Origin of the sequence: Bacteroides sp. AM44-19 (assembly GCF_003603395.1) — a bacterium.
Classification (GTDB): Bacteria; Bacteroidota; Bacteroidia; order Bacteroidales; family Bacteroidaceae; genus Bacteroides; species Bacteroides uniformis.
On record NZ_QTNB01000001.1, the window covers coordinates 346,118 to 369,449 of the forward strand.

Annotated in this window: 16 protein-coding genes; 5 read left to right on the forward strand and 11 right to left on the reverse strand. The window is 50.3% G+C overall.

The window, feature by feature from the left end:
- Positions 1-31: 31 nt before the first annotated feature.
- The 5 genes from DW947_RS01645 (at position 32) to DW947_RS01665 (ending at position 7,427) form a co-directional block, all read left to right on the forward strand.
- Complete coding sequence (locus tag DW947_RS01645; protein ID WP_022401058.1) at positions 32-1,126, forward strand: UDP-N-acetyl glucosamine 2-epimerase; 1,095 nt, start codon at positions 32-34, stop codon at positions 1,124-1,126.
- Positions 1,127-1,425: 299 nt separating this feature from the next.
- Positions 1,426-4,011, forward strand: coding sequence for a DUF5686 and carboxypeptidase-like regulatory domain-containing protein (locus DW947_RS01650; RefSeq protein ID WP_117962875.1), 2,586 nt, complete (start codon positions 1,426-1,428; stop codon positions 4,009-4,011).
- A 12-nt stretch (positions 4,012-4,023) separates the two neighbouring features.
- Positions 4,024-5,295 (forward strand): replication-associated recombination protein A, encoded by a 1,272-nt coding sequence (locus tag DW947_RS01655; RefSeq protein WP_009036942.1) that lies wholly within the window; start codon positions 4,024-4,026, stop codon positions 5,293-5,295.
- An 83-nt stretch (positions 5,296-5,378) separates the two neighbouring features.
- A complete protein-coding gene (locus DW947_RS01660; RefSeq protein WP_035448286.1) occupies positions 5,379-6,335 on the forward strand; it encodes a D-2-hydroxyacid dehydrogenase in 957 nt (318 codons plus the stop codon).
- A gap of 9 nt (positions 6,336-6,344) precedes the next feature.
- Entirely contained in the window at positions 6,345-7,427 is a 1,083-nt protein-coding gene (locus DW947_RS01665; RefSeq protein ID WP_117962873.1) for an endonuclease/exonuclease/phosphatase family protein, read from the forward strand.
- 99 nt (positions 7,428-7,526) lie between these two features.
- Here the strand turns inward: DW947_RS01665 and DW947_RS01670 are convergent, their stop codons facing one another.
- The 11 genes from DW947_RS01670 to pheT form a co-directional block, all read right to left on the reverse strand.
- Positions 7,527-10,928, reverse strand: coding sequence for a TonB-dependent receptor (locus tag DW947_RS01670; RefSeq protein ID WP_118940712.1), 3,402 nt, complete (start codon positions 10,926-10,928; stop codon positions 7,527-7,529).
- Between the two features lie 107 nt (positions 10,929-11,035).
- Positions 11,036-13,312, reverse strand: a complete 2,277-nt coding sequence (locus DW947_RS01675; RefSeq protein WP_118940772.1) for a sensor histidine kinase — start codon at positions 13,310-13,312, stop codon at positions 11,036-11,038.
- Between the two features lie 192 nt (positions 13,313-13,504).
- Positions 13,505-14,824 (reverse strand): Na+/H+ antiporter NhaA, encoded by a 1,320-nt coding sequence (nhaA, locus tag DW947_RS01680; protein ID WP_008663230.1) that lies wholly within the window; start codon positions 14,822-14,824, stop codon positions 13,505-13,507.
- Positions 14,825-14,863: 39 nt separating this feature from the next.
- The gene (gene lepA, locus DW947_RS01685) at positions 14,864-16,645 is read right to left on the reverse strand and encodes a translation elongation factor 4 (RefSeq protein ID WP_005828274.1); all 1,782 of its coding nucleotides are present in this window, start codon (positions 16,643-16,645) and stop codon (positions 14,864-14,866) included.
- A gap of 124 nt (positions 16,646-16,769) precedes the next feature.
- Entirely contained in the window at positions 16,770-16,970 is a 201-nt protein-coding gene (locus DW947_RS01690) for a winged helix-turn-helix domain-containing protein (RefSeq protein ID WP_005828272.1), read from the reverse strand.
- 150 nt (positions 16,971-17,120) lie between these two features.
- A complete protein-coding gene (locus DW947_RS01695; RefSeq protein ID WP_034528735.1) occupies positions 17,121-17,591 on the reverse strand; it encodes a C-GCAxxG-C-C family protein in 471 nt (156 codons plus the stop codon).
- A complete protein-coding gene (locus DW947_RS01700) occupies positions 17,591-18,355 on the reverse strand; it encodes an exodeoxyribonuclease III (protein ID WP_005828268.1) in 765 nt (254 codons plus the stop codon). Before DW947_RS01700 ends, DW947_RS01695 begins: the two co-directional genes overlap by 1 nt.
- A gap of 32 nt (positions 18,356-18,387) precedes the next feature.
- The gene (locus DW947_RS01705) at positions 18,388-19,653 is read right to left on the reverse strand and encodes an Nramp family divalent metal transporter (RefSeq protein WP_009036937.1); all 1,266 of its coding nucleotides are present in this window, start codon (positions 19,651-19,653) and stop codon (positions 18,388-18,390) included.
- Positions 19,654-19,779: 126 nt separating this feature from the next.
- Positions 19,780-20,025, reverse strand: coding sequence for a TIGR03905 family TSCPD domain-containing protein (locus DW947_RS01710; RefSeq protein ID WP_005828266.1), 246 nt, complete (start codon positions 20,023-20,025; stop codon positions 19,780-19,782).
- On the reverse strand, positions 20,025-20,762 hold the full coding sequence (locus DW947_RS01715; protein WP_005828265.1) for a YebC/PmpR family DNA-binding transcriptional regulator: 738 nt from the start codon (positions 20,760-20,762) through the stop codon (positions 20,025-20,027). Before DW947_RS01715 ends, DW947_RS01710 begins: the two co-directional genes overlap by 1 nt.
- A 45-nt stretch (positions 20,763-20,807) precedes the next feature.
- Complete coding sequence (pheT, locus tag DW947_RS01720) at positions 20,808-23,270, reverse strand: phenylalanine--tRNA ligase subunit beta (RefSeq protein WP_009036936.1); 2,463 nt, start codon at positions 23,268-23,270, stop codon at positions 20,808-20,810.
- Positions 23,271-23,332 lie beyond the last annotated feature (62 nt).

The following is a 23,332-nucleotide window of genomic DNA, read 5'->3' on the forward strand; positions in this document are numbered from 1 at the left end:
TTTGTCGTATCATTTTTCACCAACTACGACAATGAGAATAACAATCGTATCGGGCGCACGCCCCAACTTCATGAAAATAGCCCCCATCTGCCGCGCCATCGACGCCGCCAGAGAGGCAGGAAAGAACATCTCCTACCGCATCGTCTACACCGGTCCGCAGGATGACACCAGCCTGGATGCCTCGCTCTTCTCCGACCTTTCCATGAGGAAACCGGATGCCTACCTCGGTGTCACCGGACACAACCACTCGCAGGTGGCAGCCTCCATCATGCTCGCCTTCGAGCGGGAGTTGGACGGGCATCCGGCACAAGTCGTACTGGTGGTAGATGACATGACCGCCACTATGAGCTGCTCCATCGTCGCCAAGAAGCGCGGACTGAAGGTGGCGCACGTCATAGCCGGCACACGCTCTTTCGACATGAACATGCCCCGCGAGGTGAACCGCACCATCGTGGACGCCATTTCCGACTATCTCTTCACCGCCGGCATGGTGGCCAACCGCAACCTCAACCAGGAGGGCATGATACCCGAATATATCCACTACGTGGGCAACATACTGATTGACACCATCCGTTTCAACCGCCACCGCCTGGTGCAGCCCATGTGGTTCTCCAGCCTCGGCCTGCGGAAAGGGAACTACCTGCTGCTCACCCTCAACCGCCGCGACCTGCTGGAGAAGAAAGCCGTACTGCACTCCCTGCTCCAGACCGTCATCGAGAAGGCCGGCGGCATGCCTATCGTCGCCCCGCTACACCCCTACGTGCAAAAGGCGGTGAAGTCGCTGGAAGTGAATGCTCCCAACCTGCACATCCTGCCTCCGCAGAGTTACCTGCACTTCGGATTCCTCATCAACCAGGCACGGGGCATCGTCACCGACTCGGGAAACATCGCCGAAGAAGCTACCTTCCTCGACGTCCCCTGCATCACCCTCAATACCTATGCCGAGCATCCCGAAACCTGGCGCATCGGTACCAACGAGCTGGTAGGCGAAAATTCCTTCGCTCTCTCCGCCTCGCTCGACAAGCTGCTGCACGGAGAATGGAAGCACACCACCCTGCCCGACCGCTGGGACGGACGAACGGCGGAACGCATCGTACAGACACTACTGAACGGCAACAATTCATAATCCTCCATAAATTCTATCCCAAGCTTGCAAACGTCTATCCCAAACCTACGGACGCTTATCCCAAGCTTGGGTCTTTCTATCCCAAGGCTTGGGATAGAACTTTCTCCATACGTTGTGCAACTTTATCCTTTATATCCGGCAACTTTTCTATAAGGATTCTGTACGTTTTTTATCTGTATCCGGCAAACAAGACATACGACTTTCACGTTCATTTAACCATATCTCCCGTTTCTTTAGTCTATATTTGCTTCTTGATTAACCTTAATTTGTTAACTTTGCGCCCGAATTATCTGTAACTTATGAAGCAAAGATATACAATTTACGCCCTTTTCCTGCTGTCACTGTTCGTCTCCATCAGCGCATCCGCCCAGATAAAGGGTGTCATCACAGACTCCCTCACGAACGAACCACTGATGTACATCACCGTACAGTATGAAGGGAAAGGTGTAGGCGGCATCTCCAACGCAAACGGTGAATACCAGGTGGAAACCCGCAAAGGCTGGGATGAGCTGACGTTCTCCGCCGTAGGCTATATCACCAAGAAAGTAAAACTGAAACCCGGCACCCGGGTGCTGAACGTCAAACTGCAATCGGATGACATCATGCTCTCCGAGGTCGTCGTGAAGCCCAAGAAGGAGAAATATTCCCGCAAGAACAACCCCGCCGTGGAGTTTATGAAGAAGGTCATCGAGAACAAGAAGGCCCTGAAACTGGAAGAGAACGACTACTACCAGTACCAGAAGTACGAAAAGATGAAGATGTCGCTCAACGACGTCACCCCTGACAAAATGGAGAAAGGCATCTACAAGAAATTCTCCTTCTTCAAAGACCAGGTGGAGGTATCGCCCAAGACCAACAAGATGATTCTACCCATCTCCATCAAGGAGACGGCGAGCAAGACCATTTTCCGTAAAAGCCCCAAGAGCGAAAAGACCATCATCGAAGGCATGAACTCCACTGGTATCGAAGAGTTCTTCAACACCGGAGACATGCTGGGGACCATCCTTACGGACGTATTCTCCGACATCAACATCTACGACGACGACATCCGCCTGCTGCAACGCCGCTTCGTCAGCCCCATCGGTCGCGGAGCCATCAGCTTCTACAAGTACTATCTGATGGACACACTCATGGTGGACAAGCAGGAGTGCGTGCATCTGACTTTCGTTCCGCAGAACCCGCAGGACTTCGGTTTCACGGGGCACCTCTACGTGGTGAAGGACTCCACCTATGCCGTGAAGAAATGTACCATGAACCTACCCAAGAAGACGGGTGTCAACTTCGTGGAAAACCTCGACATCGTGCAGCAGTTCGAACAACTGCCCGACGGAAACTGGGTGCTGACCGATGACGACATGACCGTGGAACTGCACTTTGTGAAAGGCATCCAAGGCCTGGAAGTGCAGCGGACCACCAAGTACAGCGACTATCAGTTCACGGAGATAGAACCCCGCCTCTTCCGCCTGAAAGGAAACGTCATCAAGGAGGCGAACATGCTTGCCAAGAGCGACGAGTATTGGGCGAAAGTGCGCCAAGTGCCCCTCACCAAGAAGGAGAGCACGATGGACGTATTCATGAACCGTATCGAACAGATTCCCGGCTTCAAGTACGTCATCTTCGGAGCGAAAGCCTTGATTGAGAACTTCGTGGAAACGGGCAGCAAGAACCATCCCAGCAAGTTCGACTTCGGTCCTATCAATACAATGATAACCAGCAACTACGTCAACGGCACGCGCTTCCGTCTGAGCGGTATGACAACCGGTAACCTCGACCCGCATTGGAGCCTGAGCGGTTACGGCGCCTACGGAACCAAGGACAAGAAATGGTTCTACTCCGGGCAGGTGGCCTACTCCTTCAACAAACGCGAATACGTATTGTGGGAGTTCCCGAAGCACTACATCGCCTTCAAGTACACCAACGACGTGATGTCTCCCATGGACAAGTACCTCGCCACGGACAAGGACAACTTGTTTGTCGGCTGGAAATGGACCACGGTAGACCAGATGTCCTACATGCGCGACGCCACGCTGACCTACGAGCTGGAGACCAATACCGGCTTCTCCGTCCAGGCCATGGCACGCCACCGCAACGACCAGCCTGCCGGACAACTGCAATACTGGAAGAACAACGGAGAGACCCCCGGACAATGGGATGAAAAGAATACGCTGGTGCACGACATCACCACTACCGAGCTGGGTGTGACCCTGCGTTACGCTCCCGGCGAAACCTTCGTCAACACCAAACAGCGCCGCGTGCCCGTATCGTTGGATGCGCCCACCTTCACCCTCTCCCACACCGCCGGATTCAAGGGCGTGCTGGGTGGAGAGTACAACTTCAACCTGACGGAAGCCAGCATCCGGAAGCGCTTCTGGCTCGGCTCGTGGGGCAAGCTGGACGTAACGGCACGTGCCGGTGCGCAATGGAACACCGTTCCCTTCCCCCTGCTGAACCTACCGATGGCAAACCTCTCGTACATCACGCAGAACAACGAGTCCTTCAACCTCATCAACAACATGGAGTTCCTGAACGACCGTTACGCCTCCCTCAACCTAAGCTACGACATGAACGGAAAACTCTTCAACCGCATCCCGCTCATCAAGAAGCTGAAGTGGCGTGAGATGTTCCGCATCCGTGGTCTGTGGGGCACGCTGACGGACAAGAACAACCCATACAAGAGCAACAATCCCGACTTGTTCCTCTTCCCCATGCGCGACGGTGTACCCACCAGCCACGTCATGGGCAAGACTCCCTATGTGGAAGCCAGTGTAGGTATCTACAATATCTTCAAGCTGCTCCACATAGAATATGTACGTAGGCTGACCTATACGGACATACCGGGAGTGAAGAAGGGCGGTATACGCTTCATGATATTAATGATATTTTAAGAGTTACATACTATGCAACCATTAGCAGAACGGCTTAGACCAAGAACATTAGATGAATATATCGGTCAGAAACATTTAGTGGGACCGGGTGCAGTGCTGCGTAAGATGATTGATGCAGGACGTATCTCTTCGTTTATCCTATGGGGTCCTCCGGGAGTGGGAAAGACAACCTTGGCGCAGATTATCGCCAACAAGCTGGAAACTCCTTTCTATACGCTCAGTGCCGTGACCAGCGGCGTGAAGGACGTGCGCGACGTGATAGAGCGCGCCAAGAGCAACCGTTTCTTCTCGCAAGCCAGTCCCATCCTCTTCATTGACGAGATACACCGCTTCAGCAAATCGCAGCAAGACTCACTGCTGGGAGCCGTGGAGCAAGGCACCGTGACGCTGATAGGCGCCACCACGGAGAACCCTTCGTTCGAGGTCATCCGCCCGCTGCTGTCCCGCTGCCAGCTCTATACCTTGAAGTCACTGGAGAAGGACGACCTGCTGGAACTGCTGCAACGCGCCATCACCACAGACACCGTGCTGAAGGAACGGAAGATAGAACTGAAAGAGACCACTGCCATGCTCCGCTTCAGCGGAGGAGACGCCCGCAAGCTACTCAACATCCTCGAGCTGGTGGTAGACTCCGAAGCCGCAGACCCTGTCCTCATCACCGACGACATGGTGACCGAACGCCTGCAACAGAACCCTCTTGCCTACGATAAGGACGGCGAGATGCACTACGACATCATCTCCGCCTTCATCAAATCCATTCGCGGCAGCGACCCGGACGGTGCCATCTACTGGCTGGCGCGCATGGTCGAAGGAGGTGAAGACCCTGCCTTCATAGCCCGCCGCCTCGTCATCTCCGCCTCCGAAGACATCGGACTGGCCAACCCCAACGCACTGCTGCTTGCCAACGCCTGCTTCGACACGCTGATGAAAGTGGGATGGCCCGAAGGACGCATCCCCCTGGCAGAAGCCACCATATACCTTGCCACAAGCCCCAAGAGCAATTCAGCCTACATGGCCATCAACAATGCCCTGGAACTGGTACGCGAAACGGGCAACCTCCCCGTCCCCCTGCACCTGCGCAACGCCCCTACCAAGCTGATGAAGCAGTTGGGCTACGGCGAGAAGTACAAGTACGCTCACGACTACCCCGGCAACTTCGTCAAGCAGCAATTCCTGCCCGACGAATTGAAAGACCGCCGTATCTGGGAGCCACAACTCAACCCTGCCGAGCAGAAGCACAAGGAACGGATGCAGCAACTCTGGGGAGAGGAAAAGAAATGGTAAACTATCAATTAAAATTAAAAATTAGAGATTAAAAGTCGGATACAGAAAATCCCCACAACAAATAACTTATAACTCATAACTCCATGAATATAGTAGTATTAGACGGCTATGCCGCCAACCCCGGTGACCTTTGCTGGGACGAATTGCAAGCCTTGGGCGAGTGCACCATCTACGACCGCACCGCCCCTGCGGAAGTATTGGAACGCGCCGCTGGTGCAGAAATCCTGCTGACCAACAAAACCGTGCTCACCGCCGAGCACATGGCGGCACTGCCCGAACTGAAATACATCGGTGTGCTGGCTACCGGATACAACATCGTAGACACCGCCGCTGCCAAAGAACGCGGCATCATTGTCACCAATATTCCCGCCTACAGCACCGACTCCGTAGCCCAAATGGTCTTTGCCCACATCCTAAACATCACCCAGCAAGTGCAACACCACTCCGAAGAGGTGCACCGGGGCCGCTGGACAGCAAGCAAGGACTTCTGTTTCTGGGACACGCCGCTCATCGAACTGCGCGAAAAGAAGCTCGGAATCGTAGGCCTGGGCCACACTGGCTTCACCACCGCCCGCATCGCCATCGGCTTCGGTATGAAGGTATGTGCCTACACCTCCAAGACCAACTTCCAGCTTCCTCCCGAAATCCGCAAGATGGAGCTGGACGAGCTATTCCGCGAATGTGACATCATCAGCCTGCACTGTCCCCTCACCGACTCCACCCGCGAGATGGTAAATGCAGAACGGCTCCGACTGATGAAGCCCACCGCCATCCTCATCAATACCGGACGCGGCCCGCTCATCAACGAACAAGACCTTGCCGACGCACTTAACAACGGTACCATCTATGCCGCCGGCGTAGACGTACTCTCGCAAGAACCTCCCCGTGCCGACAATCCGTTGCTCTCTGCCCGCAACTGCTACATCACTCCGCACATTGCCTGGGCAAGCACCGCCGCGCGCGAACGCCTCATGCAGATTATGCTCGAGAACATCAAGGCCTACCAAGACGGCAAGCCGGTGAACGTAGTGAATAAATAAGCAAACAACATGGGAAAGTCCGCCGTAAAAGGTCTGTTCTACATCTGTCTGATAGCAGCGACATTCGTCTTGGCCACCATCACCATAGTGGCAGCCTTCTCAGGAAACATGGCTCCGGTCGATTCCGTCATCATGCCATTACTGGGGCTGGCAGTGCCCGTACTCCTGATTGCCAATCTAATAACGGCACTCTGCTGGGCATTGGCCCGTAAGCGCTGGGCACTGGTTCCGCTGGTGGCATTCTTCTGCAACTGGGGATATCTGACGTCTGTCTTCCAGCTCCACCTGCCGAAAGACAAAACCCCGGCAGGCAAGTATCTGAAGATAGCCACCTACAACATACACAACTTCGGAGGTGAGATTACCGGTTATTCCTGCAAGGAGATAGCCCGGTACATGCAGCAGGAAGGCGTGGATGTGCTGTGCTTCCAGGAGTTCGGAGACAACAGCGACTTCCCCACAGACAGCATACGGCGCATACTCTCGCATTGGTCACACGCGCTCATCCCTTCCGAAGACTCCAAGGGCGTACTGCCTATCGCCGTATTCAGCCGCTATCCATTGGCGAACCACCGTTTCATCACTTACCAGCAAAGCTCCAACTGTAGCATGATGTGCGATGTAGCGATGGGTACGGATACCATACGTCTGATAAACAACCACCTGCAGACCACCAGCGTTAGCCAGAAGCGCAGGAAGTGGGAACGCGAGCTGGCCACCGACGACACCCGCCGCGAAGTCCAGGCAGCCAAAGATGCCGCAGGCACCCTGCACGAAAACTTCATGAAGCGGGCCACGCAGACTTACGTCATCAGCCACTACGCCAAGACCAGCCCCTATCCCGTGCTGCTATGCGGCGACTTCAACTCAATACCTTCCTCCTACACCTACCATCATTTGAGGAAAACCCTCAAAGACGGATTCCGCACTGCCGGAAACGGATACATGTACACCTACCGCTATGCCAAACGCATGTTGCGTATTGACTACATCTTCCACTCCCCCAGCCTGAAGGGTATTGCATACTACTCTCCGGACCTGGATTTGTGCAGCGACCACAATCCAGTGATTATGGAGGTTGAAATACAATAAAGTAAAGAAAGCCAAAAACAATAAGGGCTGTCCCGGAAATCCCGGAACAGCCCTTGCCTTATCATATTCTGCCATTCAGCGGAGGTTATCTGCACCCGATTAGTTGAACACGTAACGGATACCGACTTGCAGTTTCCAGCATTCGCTGTAGTTCTGATAGGTGTCGTAAGTCTTGGTAGGATATTCACCGTTCACCTTATACATGGAGAATACCGGAGTCAGGTCAGTGGCGCTCTTCACCCCTTCATACTTCAGGATTCGGTTGCTGTTGGAAACGGTGTTGGTCTTGGAGATACCCCATTTGGAGTTGATGAGGTTACCCACGTTCATGATGTCGAAACTCAACTGGAAGCAATGCTTGGTCTTGCCAATCTTGAATTCGAAATCCTCCAGTAAACGGAAGTCAAAGCGGTGCACCCACGGAGCGCGGGCAGCATAAGCCTCGGCATACTGTCCTTTGTGATTCTTCAAGTACGAATCCTGCTCTACGAATTTCCAGAAGGCAACGCGGTCTTCCTCTGTCTTGAAGTTGATTTCACTATCGTCCTTCGGAATGTACATCAAGTCGTTGTTGATACCGTCGCCGTTCATGTCGTTGGTGTAGCAGAAGCTGTAACCGCCGGAAGAATAGCCGGAATAGAACAGATTCAGGTGTGTGCCGCGAAGCAGGCCTTTGTGTCTGAAGGGGATGTAGTAGCCCACAGAAGCAATCACCTTATCGGGAACCACATACTGTGACCGTTGTGCATCCACATAATTGGAACCATCAATCGTGTTCAATCCCTGCCAAGTGGAGATAGGGTCGCTGCCCGGAAGACCGGAAACTTCTTTGGACTCCGTGTGCGTATAGGCCAGCATCAGCATCAAGTCATCCACCGGCTGGGCATTCACCGTGATGTTTGCCGTATAGCCGTAGCCTTTGGATGTATTGTCGAGTACCACGGCATTCTTGCCATTGTAATGCACGAAGTCGCCTGCATATTTCACATTCTTGTCGGGGTTGTCATAAAGAGAATAAGAGTACACCATGCGGTTATCCGCACCATTGAAACGTTGCATACCCGTATGCAGCAGTTCCGTAGTTGTCACGTCTTTTCCATCAGCGCCCTTGACGGTGGTCAGCTTATTGTACTTCCATTCGTCGGGGTTCTTGATATTGATGTTGTTGATGGTAACGGCATTCACATTTTTTGTAAACATGAACTCTCCCGTCACGGTCAAGGGGAAAGATACGGGTACCTGATAGTCCACCGCGATAGACGACTTCCACACCTGCGGCATCTTGAAGTCCTGAGCCACACCGGAAATCTTGCTTCCCGCCACGTGTTTCTCAATCGTGGTAGGGAGGTTGAACTTGTCGATTATCTGGTTCATGTCCGTAATCATGCCACCTGCCAACTGGTCCAGACGGGAATCATGGCCCACCACCTTTCCATTGTCATATTGGGTCTTAAAGGTAACGGAGTTCTGTACCATAGAAGCATTGGTCGGCATATTGGTGAAGAAAACCAACGGCAGACGTCCGGTAAACACACCCGTACCTCCACGTACTTTCAGCGACTTGTCCTTGAACACGTCCCAAACGAAACCTATACGGGGAGAAATCTGCCATCTGGAATCCGGCCACTTGCCAGTGTCGATGTGCTGCCCGTCGAAGTCAAGCTCATAGATGGCATCGTTTCTCTGGAGGTCGTCGTTGTCGAACATCAAGTTGTCGAAACGGATACCGTAGGTCAGTTTCAGACTGTTGCCGAGGTTCCATTCATCCTGGGCATAGAAACCAAGCTGGTTGAAGGTAACCTGAGCATTGGGGTTGGCCACACCGTTGAAGCCATAAGTCAAAGCGAATGATTCGGGAGTTGCGCCACTCAGGAAATCTTCCAGACTGTTATAGCGGTAATATCCCGTACCGTTACGCATATAGGCGTTGTTGGCAAACTGGTGCTCATAGCTAAGACCTGCCGTCAGCTTGTGGTTACCGGTGAAGAAGGTGAAGTTATCGGTAATGTTCGTAATCTTGTTCTTCACACCGTTGTTGTAGGTGAACAACTCGTAACCGGCGCTCATGTACGGTTCCAGAATCTGGTTTCCATTCTCGTCCTTGCCTGCCATGATGTCGATGAAGGGGAAAGGAGAAGAATTGGTGCCGCGCATGTCCTCTATATTGGTGTAGGTGAACAGCAACTGATTGGAAATCTTATCGGTGAAGCGGCTGTTCAAATCTGCCGCCCAAGACTGCACCTTGTTGTCCATGGAATACATGCTGTTGGCAAACGCCATAGACTGCGTACCTACGCGATAAGTATTGTTCAGGCGATATCCCGTATCGGAAGAGTTGCCGTTCGGGGCATTCCAAGCCGTATTCTTCGTATTGTTGTAGCGGAGGCTCAAGCGATGGCGGTCCGTGATGTTCCAGTCGATGCGGGCCAGCAGCTTGGTGTTCTCCTCGTCGGCAGGGAAATTGGTGTAGGAGCCTGCATCATAGCCGTATTTGTCCTTCAGATGGTTGTACACCTTCTCCATGTCCGACTTCAGTGTACGGGACACCATACCTTTCGCATCTTCACCGTCCTCGCGCGCGCGATACTTTATAACCTCTCCCGGAGTCTTCTCTTTTTCGTAGTTCACAAAGAAGAACAACTTGTTCTTGATGATGGGACCACCCAGCGTGAAGCCGTAGGTAGTCTTGGACTCGTCGGAACGTGCTCCCAGGTCCTCGCCGTTGATGCGGTTACCGCGCATGTCCTGGTTGCGGTAATAGGTATAGGCAGTACCTCTGAATGTGTTCGTACCACTCTTGGTGATGGCATTGATGCCGCCGCCGATGAAGTTCGTCTGGCGCACGTCGAAGGGAGCCACCACTACCTGCACCTCTTCGATGGCATCCATGGAGATAGGGTTGCCGCCGCCGGGAAGGTTGGAGCTAAGTCCGAAGTTATTGTTGAAGTTGGCACCGTCGATAGTGAAGTTCGTGGAACGTCCGTCACCGCCGGCAAAACTCATGCCGTTAGCATAGGGAGAAAGGCGGGCAATGTCACTGATGCTGCGGTTCACGGTGGGAAGCTGCGTCATCTGTGCAGACGAGATATTGGTAGTGGCACCCGTCTTTTCAGCGGTGAACTTGGTCTTGGCAGCCGTCACAATCACTTCGTTCAGCAACTCGGAAGATTCACTCATCTCTACGTTCAGGTTGTATACCTCACCCAGCTGAAGGGTGATGTCCTTATAAATAACCGTCTGATAGCCGATGTAGGAAATCTCCACCCGGTAGGGACCACCGGTGCGCATACCCTGGATGGAATAGCGTCCGTCAACGTTGGTCACGGTTCCGTAGCGCGAACCGGAAGGCTGGTGAACAGCCTGGACAGTGGCGCCGATAATGGGCTCATTACTTGCATCCGTCACCTTACCTGCCATAGAGGCGGTGGTGACCTGCGCATTTACACCTACAGCAGCCAGTAGCAGTAGCGCTGTCAGTATAATTCTTACCTTCTTTAACATAATGTCTTTAAATTAGTTCTTTAAAACGTTATATTTCTTAAAACACCGGCAAAGATACGCAAATTTATATATAAAAAGGTTACATTACGATTACAAATTTTAAGAATCTATTCAACACAAGGAAGTATCACTGTGAAACGGCTTCCACGGCCCTCTTCGGAACGGAGCTCAATGCGTCCCCCCATCTTTTCGGCAATGAGCACGCAAATGGACAGCCCCAGTCCTACGCCTTGCGAGAACTCGCTGCGTTTGTAGAAACGCTCGAAAATCATCTTCTGCTCGCTGTGCGGAATGCCTACGCCGGTGTCTTCCACATAGAGATGTACCTCGCCCGTATCGGGCGGACAGCAGTAACCCAGTCGGATGCTGCCGGTCTCGGTGAACTTGTTGGCATTGTTCAGGAAGTTGGTGAGCACCTGCGTCAGACGCATGGAGTCCACGTCCACCTGCACATCCCAGACCGGGAAGTCCTTGACGAACTGCAACGGAGGATGGATGAGCAGGCTATGCGTCTGGTAGACGTCATCGAGCAGCTTACGCACACTCTCATGCTGGAAAGTGAACGAGAGGTTGCCCGACTCGATACGCGACAACTCCAGTATATCGCCCACCAGCTTCAGCAGCAGTTTGGTATTGGTGTTGATGATGTCCACAAACTCCTGCCGCTCTGCGTCGGAGAACTCCGGTTCGTTGGCCAGCATGTCCGAGAAGCCTACAATGGCATTGAGCGGAGTACGTATCTCGTGGCTCATGTTGTTGAGGAACGACTGTTTCAGTTCGGCCTGCTCCGCAAGCTCGCGGGACTCTATCAACTCCTGCTCGTGGTCTTTCAGTTCCTGGATGTTCTGCAGCAGTCCGGCTATGATGGGTGCGTGTCCGGGGGTGTGGATGGTATTGTAGCTGAACTCCCACCACTGGAACTCGCCGGTGAAGTTACAGCGGTACTGTCCCTTGTGGTGCGTACGTTCGTGCCTTGACGCTATGTTCTTGCGGAAAACGGGTAAGTCGCCGGGATGGATGTAGGGAGTGATTTCATTGAGCAGAAGACGACCGGAGCGGTGGTGAATAAGCTCGCAGAACTGCGAGTCGCAGGACACGGAATCTCCCTCCAGTCGCCAGGCGTAGGTAGAATTTCCTTCGATGGCCAGGCAGAGGGTCTCATGCTCGTAGAGGAGGTTTCGCAGTGCCTCACGCTTGCGTCTGCGTTCGCGCAGCAGGCTGAAGGAGAGCAAGACTATCACCGTCAGCACGAAGACTGCGCCCAAGATGGAACCGATAAGTATAGGATAGCGGTAGCGCTCCGAAAAAGGGATATACATCACAGTGTACTCTGCCGGAATGCTCTCGAGCGGGATGCCATACTTCTGCAGCACATGCCAGTTCAGCACGTACTGCTTGGCGCATTCCGTCACCTGCTGCCGGGGCATCCGCCCTTCGAGGCGTTCCTTGATACCGGTCGCCATGTATCTTATCTGGCTTTCCAGTGGAGTGAAATATCCTCCCAGCAAGTAGTCGGCAAAGCCGAAGCCCTCGTTGATGGTCTGAAACGTGGGATTGTCGAAGAGCATGCCCACACGCTTGGTGGTATAGTCTCGCTTGGTGTAGAGCAGCAACGTATTGTCGCCGCGTCCCAGCCACATCAGATGGCGTATCGCTATGGAGTCGCTCGTCATGCGCACAATCTTCGTGGTGTCCAGCAACACGTCTATGTTCTGCCGTTTCAGTATAGGGCTGATAGTCTCCCTCTCGCGCACACGGTGATAGGAGGAACCGGCAAAGTAAGCACCCTCGGTAGAGGTCACGATGGCGAACCCCTGCCCACGACACTGCTCATTCAACGCATGCCATATCTTGCGGTCCAGAAACACTTGTCCGTTCATCAGGCAGATGCGCGACTTTCCCATGATACTCTCTATCATGCGTATGGTACGCAAGTAATCGGGCGTGTCGGCATAGCCCGTGATGTTGGGGTATTGCAGGAGCAGAGATATGTTGGGATAGTTCACACCGCTGAACACAACGGGTATTTCATGCGCCAACGGGTGTCTGCATGCCATCAGCGCATAGGCAGCCTGGTCGTCGAGCACGGCTATCAACTCGGCTCCCCAGGCAGAGAGGTCGTCCACGAAACCGGCCATACGGAGGTTTTCTGCCTCCTCCATGTAGCGGTCGCAGTCCAGATAGTATTCGCGTACATCGCAGTCCAAGCCGAGAAGGCTGAACTCTTTTTGCAACAGTTCCAGAGCCTTCGCAGCAGGCGGATAGCCCGGCTCGAAAGAGTGTATCAGCGCAATACGCCGTGTCTCCGCATGGGCAGGGTGTGCACACACGAGGCAGAGAGAAAGAATCAATATGTATCCGGCAACTGCCTTTATGTGCTTCATATCCGGAAGGTCCTTTTCGACTTGTACCAGCAAAGATACGAATGTTTTTTAAGAATAATGGACTATTTCTTCTGTTTCTGTAACAAAGAATACGTTTTCTTAAATCATTGACACATCCCAACTTATCTTTCAGAGGATTTACCGAATATCCCTAAAGAACCGATTCTTCGTCCAGTATTCCAAAGTGGAGGTCTATTTGTCCTTGACCTTCGGCAACACCGCATTCAGTACCATATATCCCAACATACCGGCAACAATCGTTCCCAGCAATACACCAAACTTCGCCTGGTTCAGCAGATCCGGATATTCTCCTGCAAAAGAAAGGTTGGCTATAAATAAAGATACCGTAAAACCAATCCCCCCCAACAAGGATACTCCGGCAACACTTCTCCAATTCATTCCCGGAGGCATTGAGGACAAACCACTCTTGACCGCCAGCCAGGTAAACAGAAAAATACCGATAAACTTGCCAAGAAGCAATCCTGCAGCCACCGCTATACTAACAGCTCCAACAACGCCACCGCCTCCACTGAACACCACACCGGCATTGGCAAAGGCAAAGAGCGGCAGTATCACAAAGTTTACCGCACCATGCAAATTGTCTTCCAGGGATTGCAAAGGACTAATTACATGATCAGAAGCGCGCTCCACTTGTTTTAGAGTGGCAATCTGCTCATTGGTCAATATAATATTATCTGATTTGGTAACCGGAAAATCACCGATAATGTCGCGGATGCGTTTAATGTATTTCCCGGCATCCAAACGGGGACGGGCCGGTATTACAAAGGCCAGTATCACTCCGGAAATAGTGCTGTGAATGCCCGACTGAAGGAACAAATACCAAATAATTACCCCGATAAGCAGGAAGAATATCTTCTGTGTCATACCGAATTTCCCCATATAGTAAAGGAAGAAATAAAGGACAGCAGCTACAATAAGATATCCGTATGCCACTTCGGAACTATAGAAAATGGCAATAACCAGAATACCGCCAATATCATCAACTACTGCAAATGCCGTCAGAAAAATTTTCAGACTCAGAGGCACCCGCTTACCCAGCAGACTGAGTACCCCCAATGAAAAAGCAATATCCGTAGCCATCGGTATAGCCATGCCGCGCGTTTCCGGAGTGCCCTGAACGACCAGAAGTGAATAGACAATGACCGGCACCAGCATACCGCCACACGCCGCTACAAAAGGTAAAGAGGCTTTACGAAAGGAAGAAAGTTCACCCACCAGCAGTTCCCGCTTTATCTCCAACCCCACAGCCAGAAAGAAAACAGTCATCAGGCAGTCGTTTATAAACTCAATCATTTTCAACGGATGACCGCCATGGGAGAACAAGTTGAAGTCTCCGATACGCAGATGCAGTTCCTGCAAAAGAAAGCCCTGATACAGCGGAGCCATCGGCGAATTAGCAATAACGGCCGCCAAAATAGCCATCAAAAACAGCAAGATGCTCGCCGCTATATTCAGCGACGAGAAGTTTTTCACAGTACGTAAAATAATCATAAAGAAGTATATTTGATTTAAGATTTCATCCTTTCGACATCAATCCAGCTTCAAGACTGCCAGGAACGCTTTCTGAGGTACCTCCACATTACCAATCTGTTTCATACGCTTCTTACCTCTCTTCTGTTTCTCAAGCAATTTTCGTTTACGGCTCACGTCACCTCCATAACATTTGGCCGTTACGTCCTTACGCACAGCCTTAATCGTTTCCCGGGAAATAATCTTGGCACCGATAGCAGCCTGAATGGCGATATCGAACTGCTGTCTCGGAATCAGGTCTTTCAACTTCTCGCACATCCGGCGTCCCAATTCGTAGGCATTGTCAAAGTGTGTCAAGGTAGAAAGAGCATCCACCGGCTCACCGTTCAGCAAAATATCCAGCTTCACCAGTTTGGAAGGACGAAAACCGTTGGGATGATAGTCAAAAGAGGCATATCCCTTAGAGATACTCTTCAATTTATCATAGAAATCGATAACTATTTCGCCAAGAGGCATGTCATAGTATATTTCTACGCGGTTACCTGAAATATATTCCTGCTTCACCAGCTCGCCACGCTTGCCCAGACAAAGAGTCATGATAGGGCCGATGTAATCAGTAGTGGTAATCACCGAGGCGCGGATATAAGGCTCCTCAATACGGTCTATCATGGTAGGGTCGGGCATGCTGCCGGGGTTATGCACTTCAGTCATATTTCCCTGCTTGTCATAGATATTGTAGGAAACGTTGGGCACGGTGGTGATAACGTTCATGTCAAATTCACGGTCAAGGCGTTCCTGCACAATCTCCATATGGAGCAGCCCAAGGAAACCGCAACGGAAACCAAAGCCCAAAGCCAATGAAGACTCAGGCTGGAAAGTCAGCGAAGCATCATTCAACTGCAACTTCTCCAAAGAAGAACGCAAGTCCTCAAAATCTTCTGCCTCGATGGGGTACACACCAGCAAAAACCATCGGCTTTACCTCCTCAAAACCGGCGATGGCCTCTTCGCAAGGACGGGCAATATGCGTAATCGTATCACCTACTTTCACTTCCTTAGAGGTTTTGATACCCGAGATGATATAGCCCACATCCCCCGTACGCAACTCCGGACGTGGCATCATTTCCATTTTGAGCACTCCGATTTCATCCGCATCATATTCCTTGCCTGTATTGAAGAATTTCACTTTATCCCCTTTACGAATCACACCGTTCACTATCTTGAAATATGCAATGATACCACGGAAAGAATTGAAGACAGAATCGAAAATCAACGCCTGCAACGGAGCTTCCTCGTCACCCTCCGGGTGAGGGATACGCTCAATGACCGCAGCCAGAATCTCTTCCACTCCCATGCCTGTTTTGCCAGAAGCACGGATAATTTCATCACGCTTGCAGCCCAACAGTTCGACGATTTCGTCCTCCACTTCCTCGGGCATGGCGCTTGCCATGTCACATTTGTTGATGACGGGAATAATCTCCAAATCATGCTCAATCGCCATATAGAGGTTTGAAATGGTCTGCGCCTGCACTCCTTGCGAAGCATCTACAATAAGCAAGGCTCCTTCACAAGCGGCAATGGAACGTGACACCTCGTACGAGAAGTCCACGTGTCCCGGAGTGTCTATCAAGTTCAGAATATACTTTTCACCTTTATAGGTATACTCCATTTGTATGGCATGGCTCTTGATGGTGATACCTCTTTCCTTCTCAAGGTCCATGTCATCCAGCATCTGTCCGTTAGTTACTTGTATAGTATTGGTAAATTCCAGCAGACGGTCTGCCAAAGTTGATTTACCGTGGTCGATATGGGCAATAATGCAAAAATTTCGTATATTCTTCATTGTCAATAACTATCTATTAATTGGGTGCGCAAAGATAGTGAAAACAGAGCAAATAAAAAAAATGCGTTGATAACATATTCATGTACCAACGCATCTTTTTATAACATTCCAATCAATTCCTCGCTTAGTTCAGCTTTACAAACAATTCGCCTTCCACTTCAGAAGTAGAGACCTTGTCTTCTCTTAACAACCAGCCCAATCCCAGGAAGAAGTCCTTGTCGATCAGTTTAGTTGCTTTCTTGATTTGCTTGTGAGTCAAGCCATCTGTGCCATTCAGTGCAGTCCAAATCTGTCCTGCAACATTACCAGCTTTTTCTTTTAACATTTCTATTTGCTTTTAGTTAAACGTTATCCTCATCTCCAAAGATAGAGATGTCGGTGTTTTTATATCGCTGCAAAGATAGGTATATTTATGTTATACAACACGTTATTAGGCACTTTTTTTCTTACTAAGGGGTAAAAAAGTTCTTTTTTCTTACTTTGAGGACATTTTTTCCAGGTATTCGGTCCAAATTTGGGCAGCTACCTCTACCATCCTGGCACACGGGCGTTTAGCATAATACTGCTCGGTACGGGCTTCCGGAACGGACGAACCTTCCGGTTTTCTCAACCCCAACAATTCAGCACATATCAAAGAGCCGTTTCGTTTCTTGAACTCAGCAGCCAGCTCCTGCACCAACGCATAGTTTGCCGCCTTACCTTCACGGTCCTTGCCTTCCACAGCTCCTTTTTCCAATCCGGCCAATAGGAACATGCCGCATGCAGCACCGCATGTCTGCCTCATACGACCTATGCCACCACCAAAAGAGGCGGACATCCGGAAAGCCTGCTCTTCTGTAAAACCATACATATCTGCAAAAGCTCCCACTACCGACTGCGAGCAGTTATAGCCACTCTTGAAAAGCTCCACAGCTTTTTCTATTCTGTCTTTTGTTTCCATCATCATTATTCTGTAATTTCCAACAACATCGGACAATGGTCCGAATGAACAACGTCACCCAATATTCTCGCCTCCTTCAACATCGGGCGCACCGGTTCACTCACCATGCAATAATCAATGCGCCACCCTTTGTTCTTGGCACGTGAATTAAAGCGATAGCTCCACCACGTATATTCCTGCTTGTCGGGATGAAGCCAACGGAAGGAATCTATGAATCCCGCATTGAGAAAGCGCGTCATCCACTCCCGCTCTTCAGGCAGGAAGCCACTGTTGGTGGCATTCCTGATAGGGTCGTGAATGTCTATTGCCTCATGGCAGATATTATAATCGCCGCAAAGAATGAGTTTAGGACGCGTACGTTCCAGCTCCAATACATATTCCTGGAATTTCTCCAACCAGACCATCTTGAAGGCCTGGCGTTCATCACCGCTGGTACCGGAAGGATGATAAACACTCACAACGGACACATCGCCGAAGTCGGCACGGATAAAGCGCCCTTCGTTATCGTATTCTTCAATACCCATACCATATTCCACATGGTCCGGTTCTTGCTTGCTCAAAATAGCGACTCCGCTATACCCCTTCTTCTGTGCAGAATACAGGTAATGCTTATACCCCAAAGCATCCAGCGCCTCTGCCGGATACTGTTCCGGTTGCAGCTTTGTTTCCTGCAAACAAAGCACATCCGGCTGCTCTTGTGCCAGCCACTCGGGAAAACCTTTTGTCACGGCAGCCCTCAGCCCATTTACGTTATATGTAATAATCTTCATACTACTTATTTGATTTCTTAAAAATGAATTATTCAAGATGTCAACTCGGATACCAGCAGCATGATATTCAGCACAGTGACCACCGCAGCAATGGCATAAAGTACAAATGTACTCCATTTGCTGTTTACATACTGCCCCATCACTTTGCGCGAAGAAGTCAGTCCTACTTGCAGGAAAACCGTGAACGGCAGCTGGATGCTCAGTATCATCTGTGAAATCAGCAGTCCTTTGAACGGGTCTCCGATAAAGAAAATCAGCAGCAGTGCAATGCCCAGCGACAGAATCACACCCACCTGCGAGTGACTGTCTTTGATATGATAGGATTCTCCGAAAATACCGGCAAAGATAGAACCTGCCGCCATACCGCTGGTTATCGTGGAAGATATACCCGCCATCAGTAATGCCAATGCAAAAACCACGGCAGCACTGCTCCCCAGCAACGGCTCCAGCAAGGATTTGGCCTGCTGCAACTCTTCCACCTGAATACCGCTTTTAAAGAAAGTTGCCGCTGCCAGCAGTATCATGGCACTGTTGATGGCCCATCCCACAATCATAGAGAACAGCGTGTCGAACAATTCATATTTCAACACCTTACGGATGGATGCATCATCTTTCTTATTATATTCATGGCTCTGTATCACTTCCGAGTGCAGAAACAGATTATGCGGCATCACCACCGCACCGAGCACACTCATGATAATCAGCATGCTCCCATGCGGGAACGAAGGTGTCACCCACCCTTGTGCGGCCAGCGGCCAATCTATCTTCACCAGAAACAGCTCATAGATAAAGGAGAGCCCGATGACCGAAACAAAAGCAATGATGGAACGTTCTATCTTCTTGTAGGAATTAGTGAAAAGCATGACGACTACAAATACGGTAGTCAAGACAGAGCCCCATATGATGGGAATGTCAAACAGCATCTGCAAAGCGATGGCACCTCCCAATATCTCTGCCAGCGAAGTCGAGATGGAAGCCAGCACTGCTGTACCCAATATGGGACGCGACACCCAGGAAGGAGTATATTTGGTAGCGGCTTCGGACAAGCACAAGCCGGTTACAATGCCAAGATGCGCCACATTATGCTGCAATACAATCAGCATGATAGTGGATAAAGTCACGACCCACAGCAACGAATAGCCAAATTCAGACCCTGCCGCAAAATTAGATGCCCAGTTCCCCGGGTCAATAAAGCCCACAGTCACCAGCAGTCCGGGACCTATATATTTAAAAACGTCCAGACCGCCCAGATAGCGTTTGTGGTCTCTCCGTTTCAAGTCTTTAAAAATATTCTTCATTGTGTCTGTTCAATTAAGAGCATAAAAATACTCAAATAATAACAAATACCTCCATGTTAGGTTCAAAAAAAGCCCCTGGCATCTTTCAATGTCAGGGGCTCTCATCCATTCTTTCAGGCAGGAGGCTCAATACCCCATCTCGTGCAATGCCTTGCACAATTGGTCGGGGCAGGAAGTGGAACGTCTTCCGCAGCGAATTCCTTCCAAACGGGCAATCACCGCATCTACCGGCATGCCTTTCACCAAACGTGAAAGTCCTTGCAGGTTTCCATTACATCCACCCCAAAATGCCACTTCTTTCACAATACCATCTTCCACATCCAGTTCGATGTTACTGCTACACGTACCTTGCGTCTTGTATGTATATGTCATTATTCTCCGCCTTCTTCCGGTTTCATGTTAGTATAAACCGTCTGTACATCATCAAACTCTTCGAGACGCTCTATCATCTTGTCGATGGTTTCGCGTTGCTCGGGAGTCACATCCTTCATATCGTTCGGGATATAGGTAAACTCTCCACCGACATCTTCAAAACCGCACTCTTCCAAATGTTTCTGGATAGCTGCATAGCTTTTCGGGTCACCATAAATAGTGATAGTACCTTCTTCTTCATCCTCTTCGTAGTCTTCCTCTACGTCATAGTCTATCAAGTCAAGAATGAGTTCCTCCATATCGATACCGTCTTTCTTCTTGAAAGTGAACACACACTTGTGGTCAAACAAGAAAGCCAGTGAACCCATTGTTCCCAAGTTGCCACCGAACTTGTTGAACACGGAACGCACATCGGCTACTGTACGGGTAGTGTTATCGGTCAGTGTATCCACAAAAACAGCTACACCGTGAGGACCGTATCCTTCATAAGTCATACCCTTATAGTCGCTCTGGTCCTTACCCATCGCATTCTTGATAGCACGTTCAATATTATCCTTCGGCATGTTTTCACGCTTACAAGTAGCGATAACCGAACGCAGTGTCGGGTTGTTTTCCGGCTCCGGACCACCGGCCTTCACCGCAATAGCAATTTGTTTACCCAGTCTTGTAAAGGTCTTTGCCATGTGACCCCATCTTTTCAATTTGGCAGCTTTTCTATATTCAAACGCTCTTCCCATTGGAACTGTATTTTAAATTATGAATTATAAATTCTAAATAATGAATCAACGCAGCTTGGCATTCAACTTGTCCTCCAGGTTCTTCACCAGTTTGGACATAATCTTGTCAATCTGCTTATCGTTCAACGTGGCATTCTCATCCTGCAGCAAGAAACTCACCGCATAACTCTTCTTACCGGCTTCCAGATTCTTACCCTCGTAAACGTCGAAGAGAGAAACCTCCTTCAGCAGTTTTTTCTCTGTCTCGTAGGCAATCTTCTCGATTTCCGCAAACTGCACTTTCTTGTCGAGCAGTAACGCCAAGTCGCGTTTCACGGCAGGGAACTTGGAGATTTCCGTATAGCTCACCTTCACATTGCGGATAGCCTTCAGCAATTCTTTCCAGTTGAAATCGGCATAGTAAACCTCGTTGTCAATATCGAATGCCTTCAGCAGCTTCTTTGTTACAATACCGAAAGTAGCCAACCGCTTTCCACCCCTTGTCTGTACGGATAAACCGGCAGCATAGATATCATCAGTCAGATTGCCGACAACCAAATCATGCATGTGCAGCCCCAATCTGGCAAAGACATTCTCAACGTATGCCTTCAGCTCATATACCGAGCTGTTCTCGTCCGGATGAGCCCATGAGTTGGCCACCCTCTTGCCAGTCACCCACAAACCAAGATGATAGTCTTCGGAATAAGCGGCAAGCACTTTCTCCGGATTCTTCTTTTCCTCGTTGAAGTGATAACAATTACCGAATTCAAAGAATTTCAGGTCTGCATTCTTACGGTTGGCGTTGTGCGAGATGCTTTCCAATCCACCGAAAAGCAGTGTCTGACGCATGGCATTCAAGTCTGCACTCAACGGATTCAGCAACATTACCAGATTCTTCGACGGATAAGACTCCAAGTTGTCATAGTAAGCGGCACGCGTCAACGAGTTGTTCAGAATCTCATTGAAACCACAGCCCACCAGCTGCTCGGCAACCAGGTTTTGCAGTTTGTTGGATTTATCATATTCACCCTTGGTAGTCAGACAAGACTTCAAGGTAGTCGGAATCTCCACATTATTATATCCGTAGATACGCAGGATATCCTCTATTACATCGCAATCGCGCTGCACGTCCACACGGTAAGGAGGAACATCCAGTGTAAGCCCTTCGGCTGTCTCGTCTACAATCTTCATTTCCAGACTTGTCACGATGCTCTTGATGGTATCCACCGGAATAACTTTACCAATCAGTGAGTTCACTTTCTCATAGGCAAGTTCCACACGGAAATCCTTGGCAGGAGCGGCGCACACATCTTTTATTTCAGAAGAAATGGTACCTCCGGCAAGTTCCTTTACCATCAAAGCAGCCAGCTTCAGGCAGTAAATAGTGGCATTCGGGTCAATACCTCTTTCAAAACGGAAAGAAGCATCTGTGTTCAATCCATGACGACGGGCTGTCTTGCGTACCCATGTGGGATGGAAGTAGGCACTTTCAAGGAACACATCCTTGGTGGTTTCCGTAGAACCGGAATCCAGACCGCCGAACACACCGGCAATACACATCGCCTCTTCCTTGTTGCAAATCATCAGGTCGCGTTCGTTCAATTTACGTTCCACGCCATCAAGAGTTACAAACGGAGTACCTTCCGGCATGGTCTTTACAATCACCTCACTGCCTTTAATCTTATCTGCATCGAAGCAGTGCAGCGGCTGGCCGAAAGCATGGACGATATAGTTGGTAATATCCACCACATTATTGATAGGACGCAGGCCGATAATACGCAACTTGTTCTGCAACCATTCGGGGCTTTCTTTCACTGTAACCCCTTTCACCGTAACGCCTGCATATCGGGGACATGCCTCGCTGTTCTCTACAGTTACTTTAATATCCAAGTCGTGATTTTCTACCGCAAAAGCGTCTACCGAAGGTTTCTTTAAAGTAGCCGGCTTACCGTTCTGTATCAAGTAGGCATACAAGTCGCGTGCCACCCCATAATGTGAGCAAGCATCGGCACGGTTGGGAGTGATGTCCACTTCCAGCACGTAATCGCTCTTGATGTTATAGTAGTCCTTGGCAAGCGTACCCGGAACAGCTGTCTCCGGCAGTACGATGATACCTGCGTGGTCCGTACCGATACCGATTTCATCCTCAGCACAAATCATGCCGACAGATTCCACGCCACGAAGTTTTGATTTCTTGATGGTAAAGCATTCGTCACCGTCATACAGTTTTGTACCCAACGTGGCTACTACCACTTTCTGTCCGGCAGCTACATTCGGAGCGCCGCATACAATCTGCACGGGTTCACCTTGTCCCAGGTTCACCGTAGTGACGTGCATATGGTCTGAGTTGGGATGAGCTTCGCATGTCAGCACTTCACCGATGACCAGTCCTTCCAGTCCGCCTTTAATGGTTTGCACCTCTTCCACACTTCCCGTTTCCAGTCCGATGGAGGTCAGTGCCGCAGCAACTTCATCCGGTGTCAAATCGAAATCGACATACTCTTTCAACCAATTATAAGAGATATTCATATCATTATATTTTTATTGTTTCCAAAAGTGACCTGCAAAGGTAATAAGATTTTTTGGTTGGC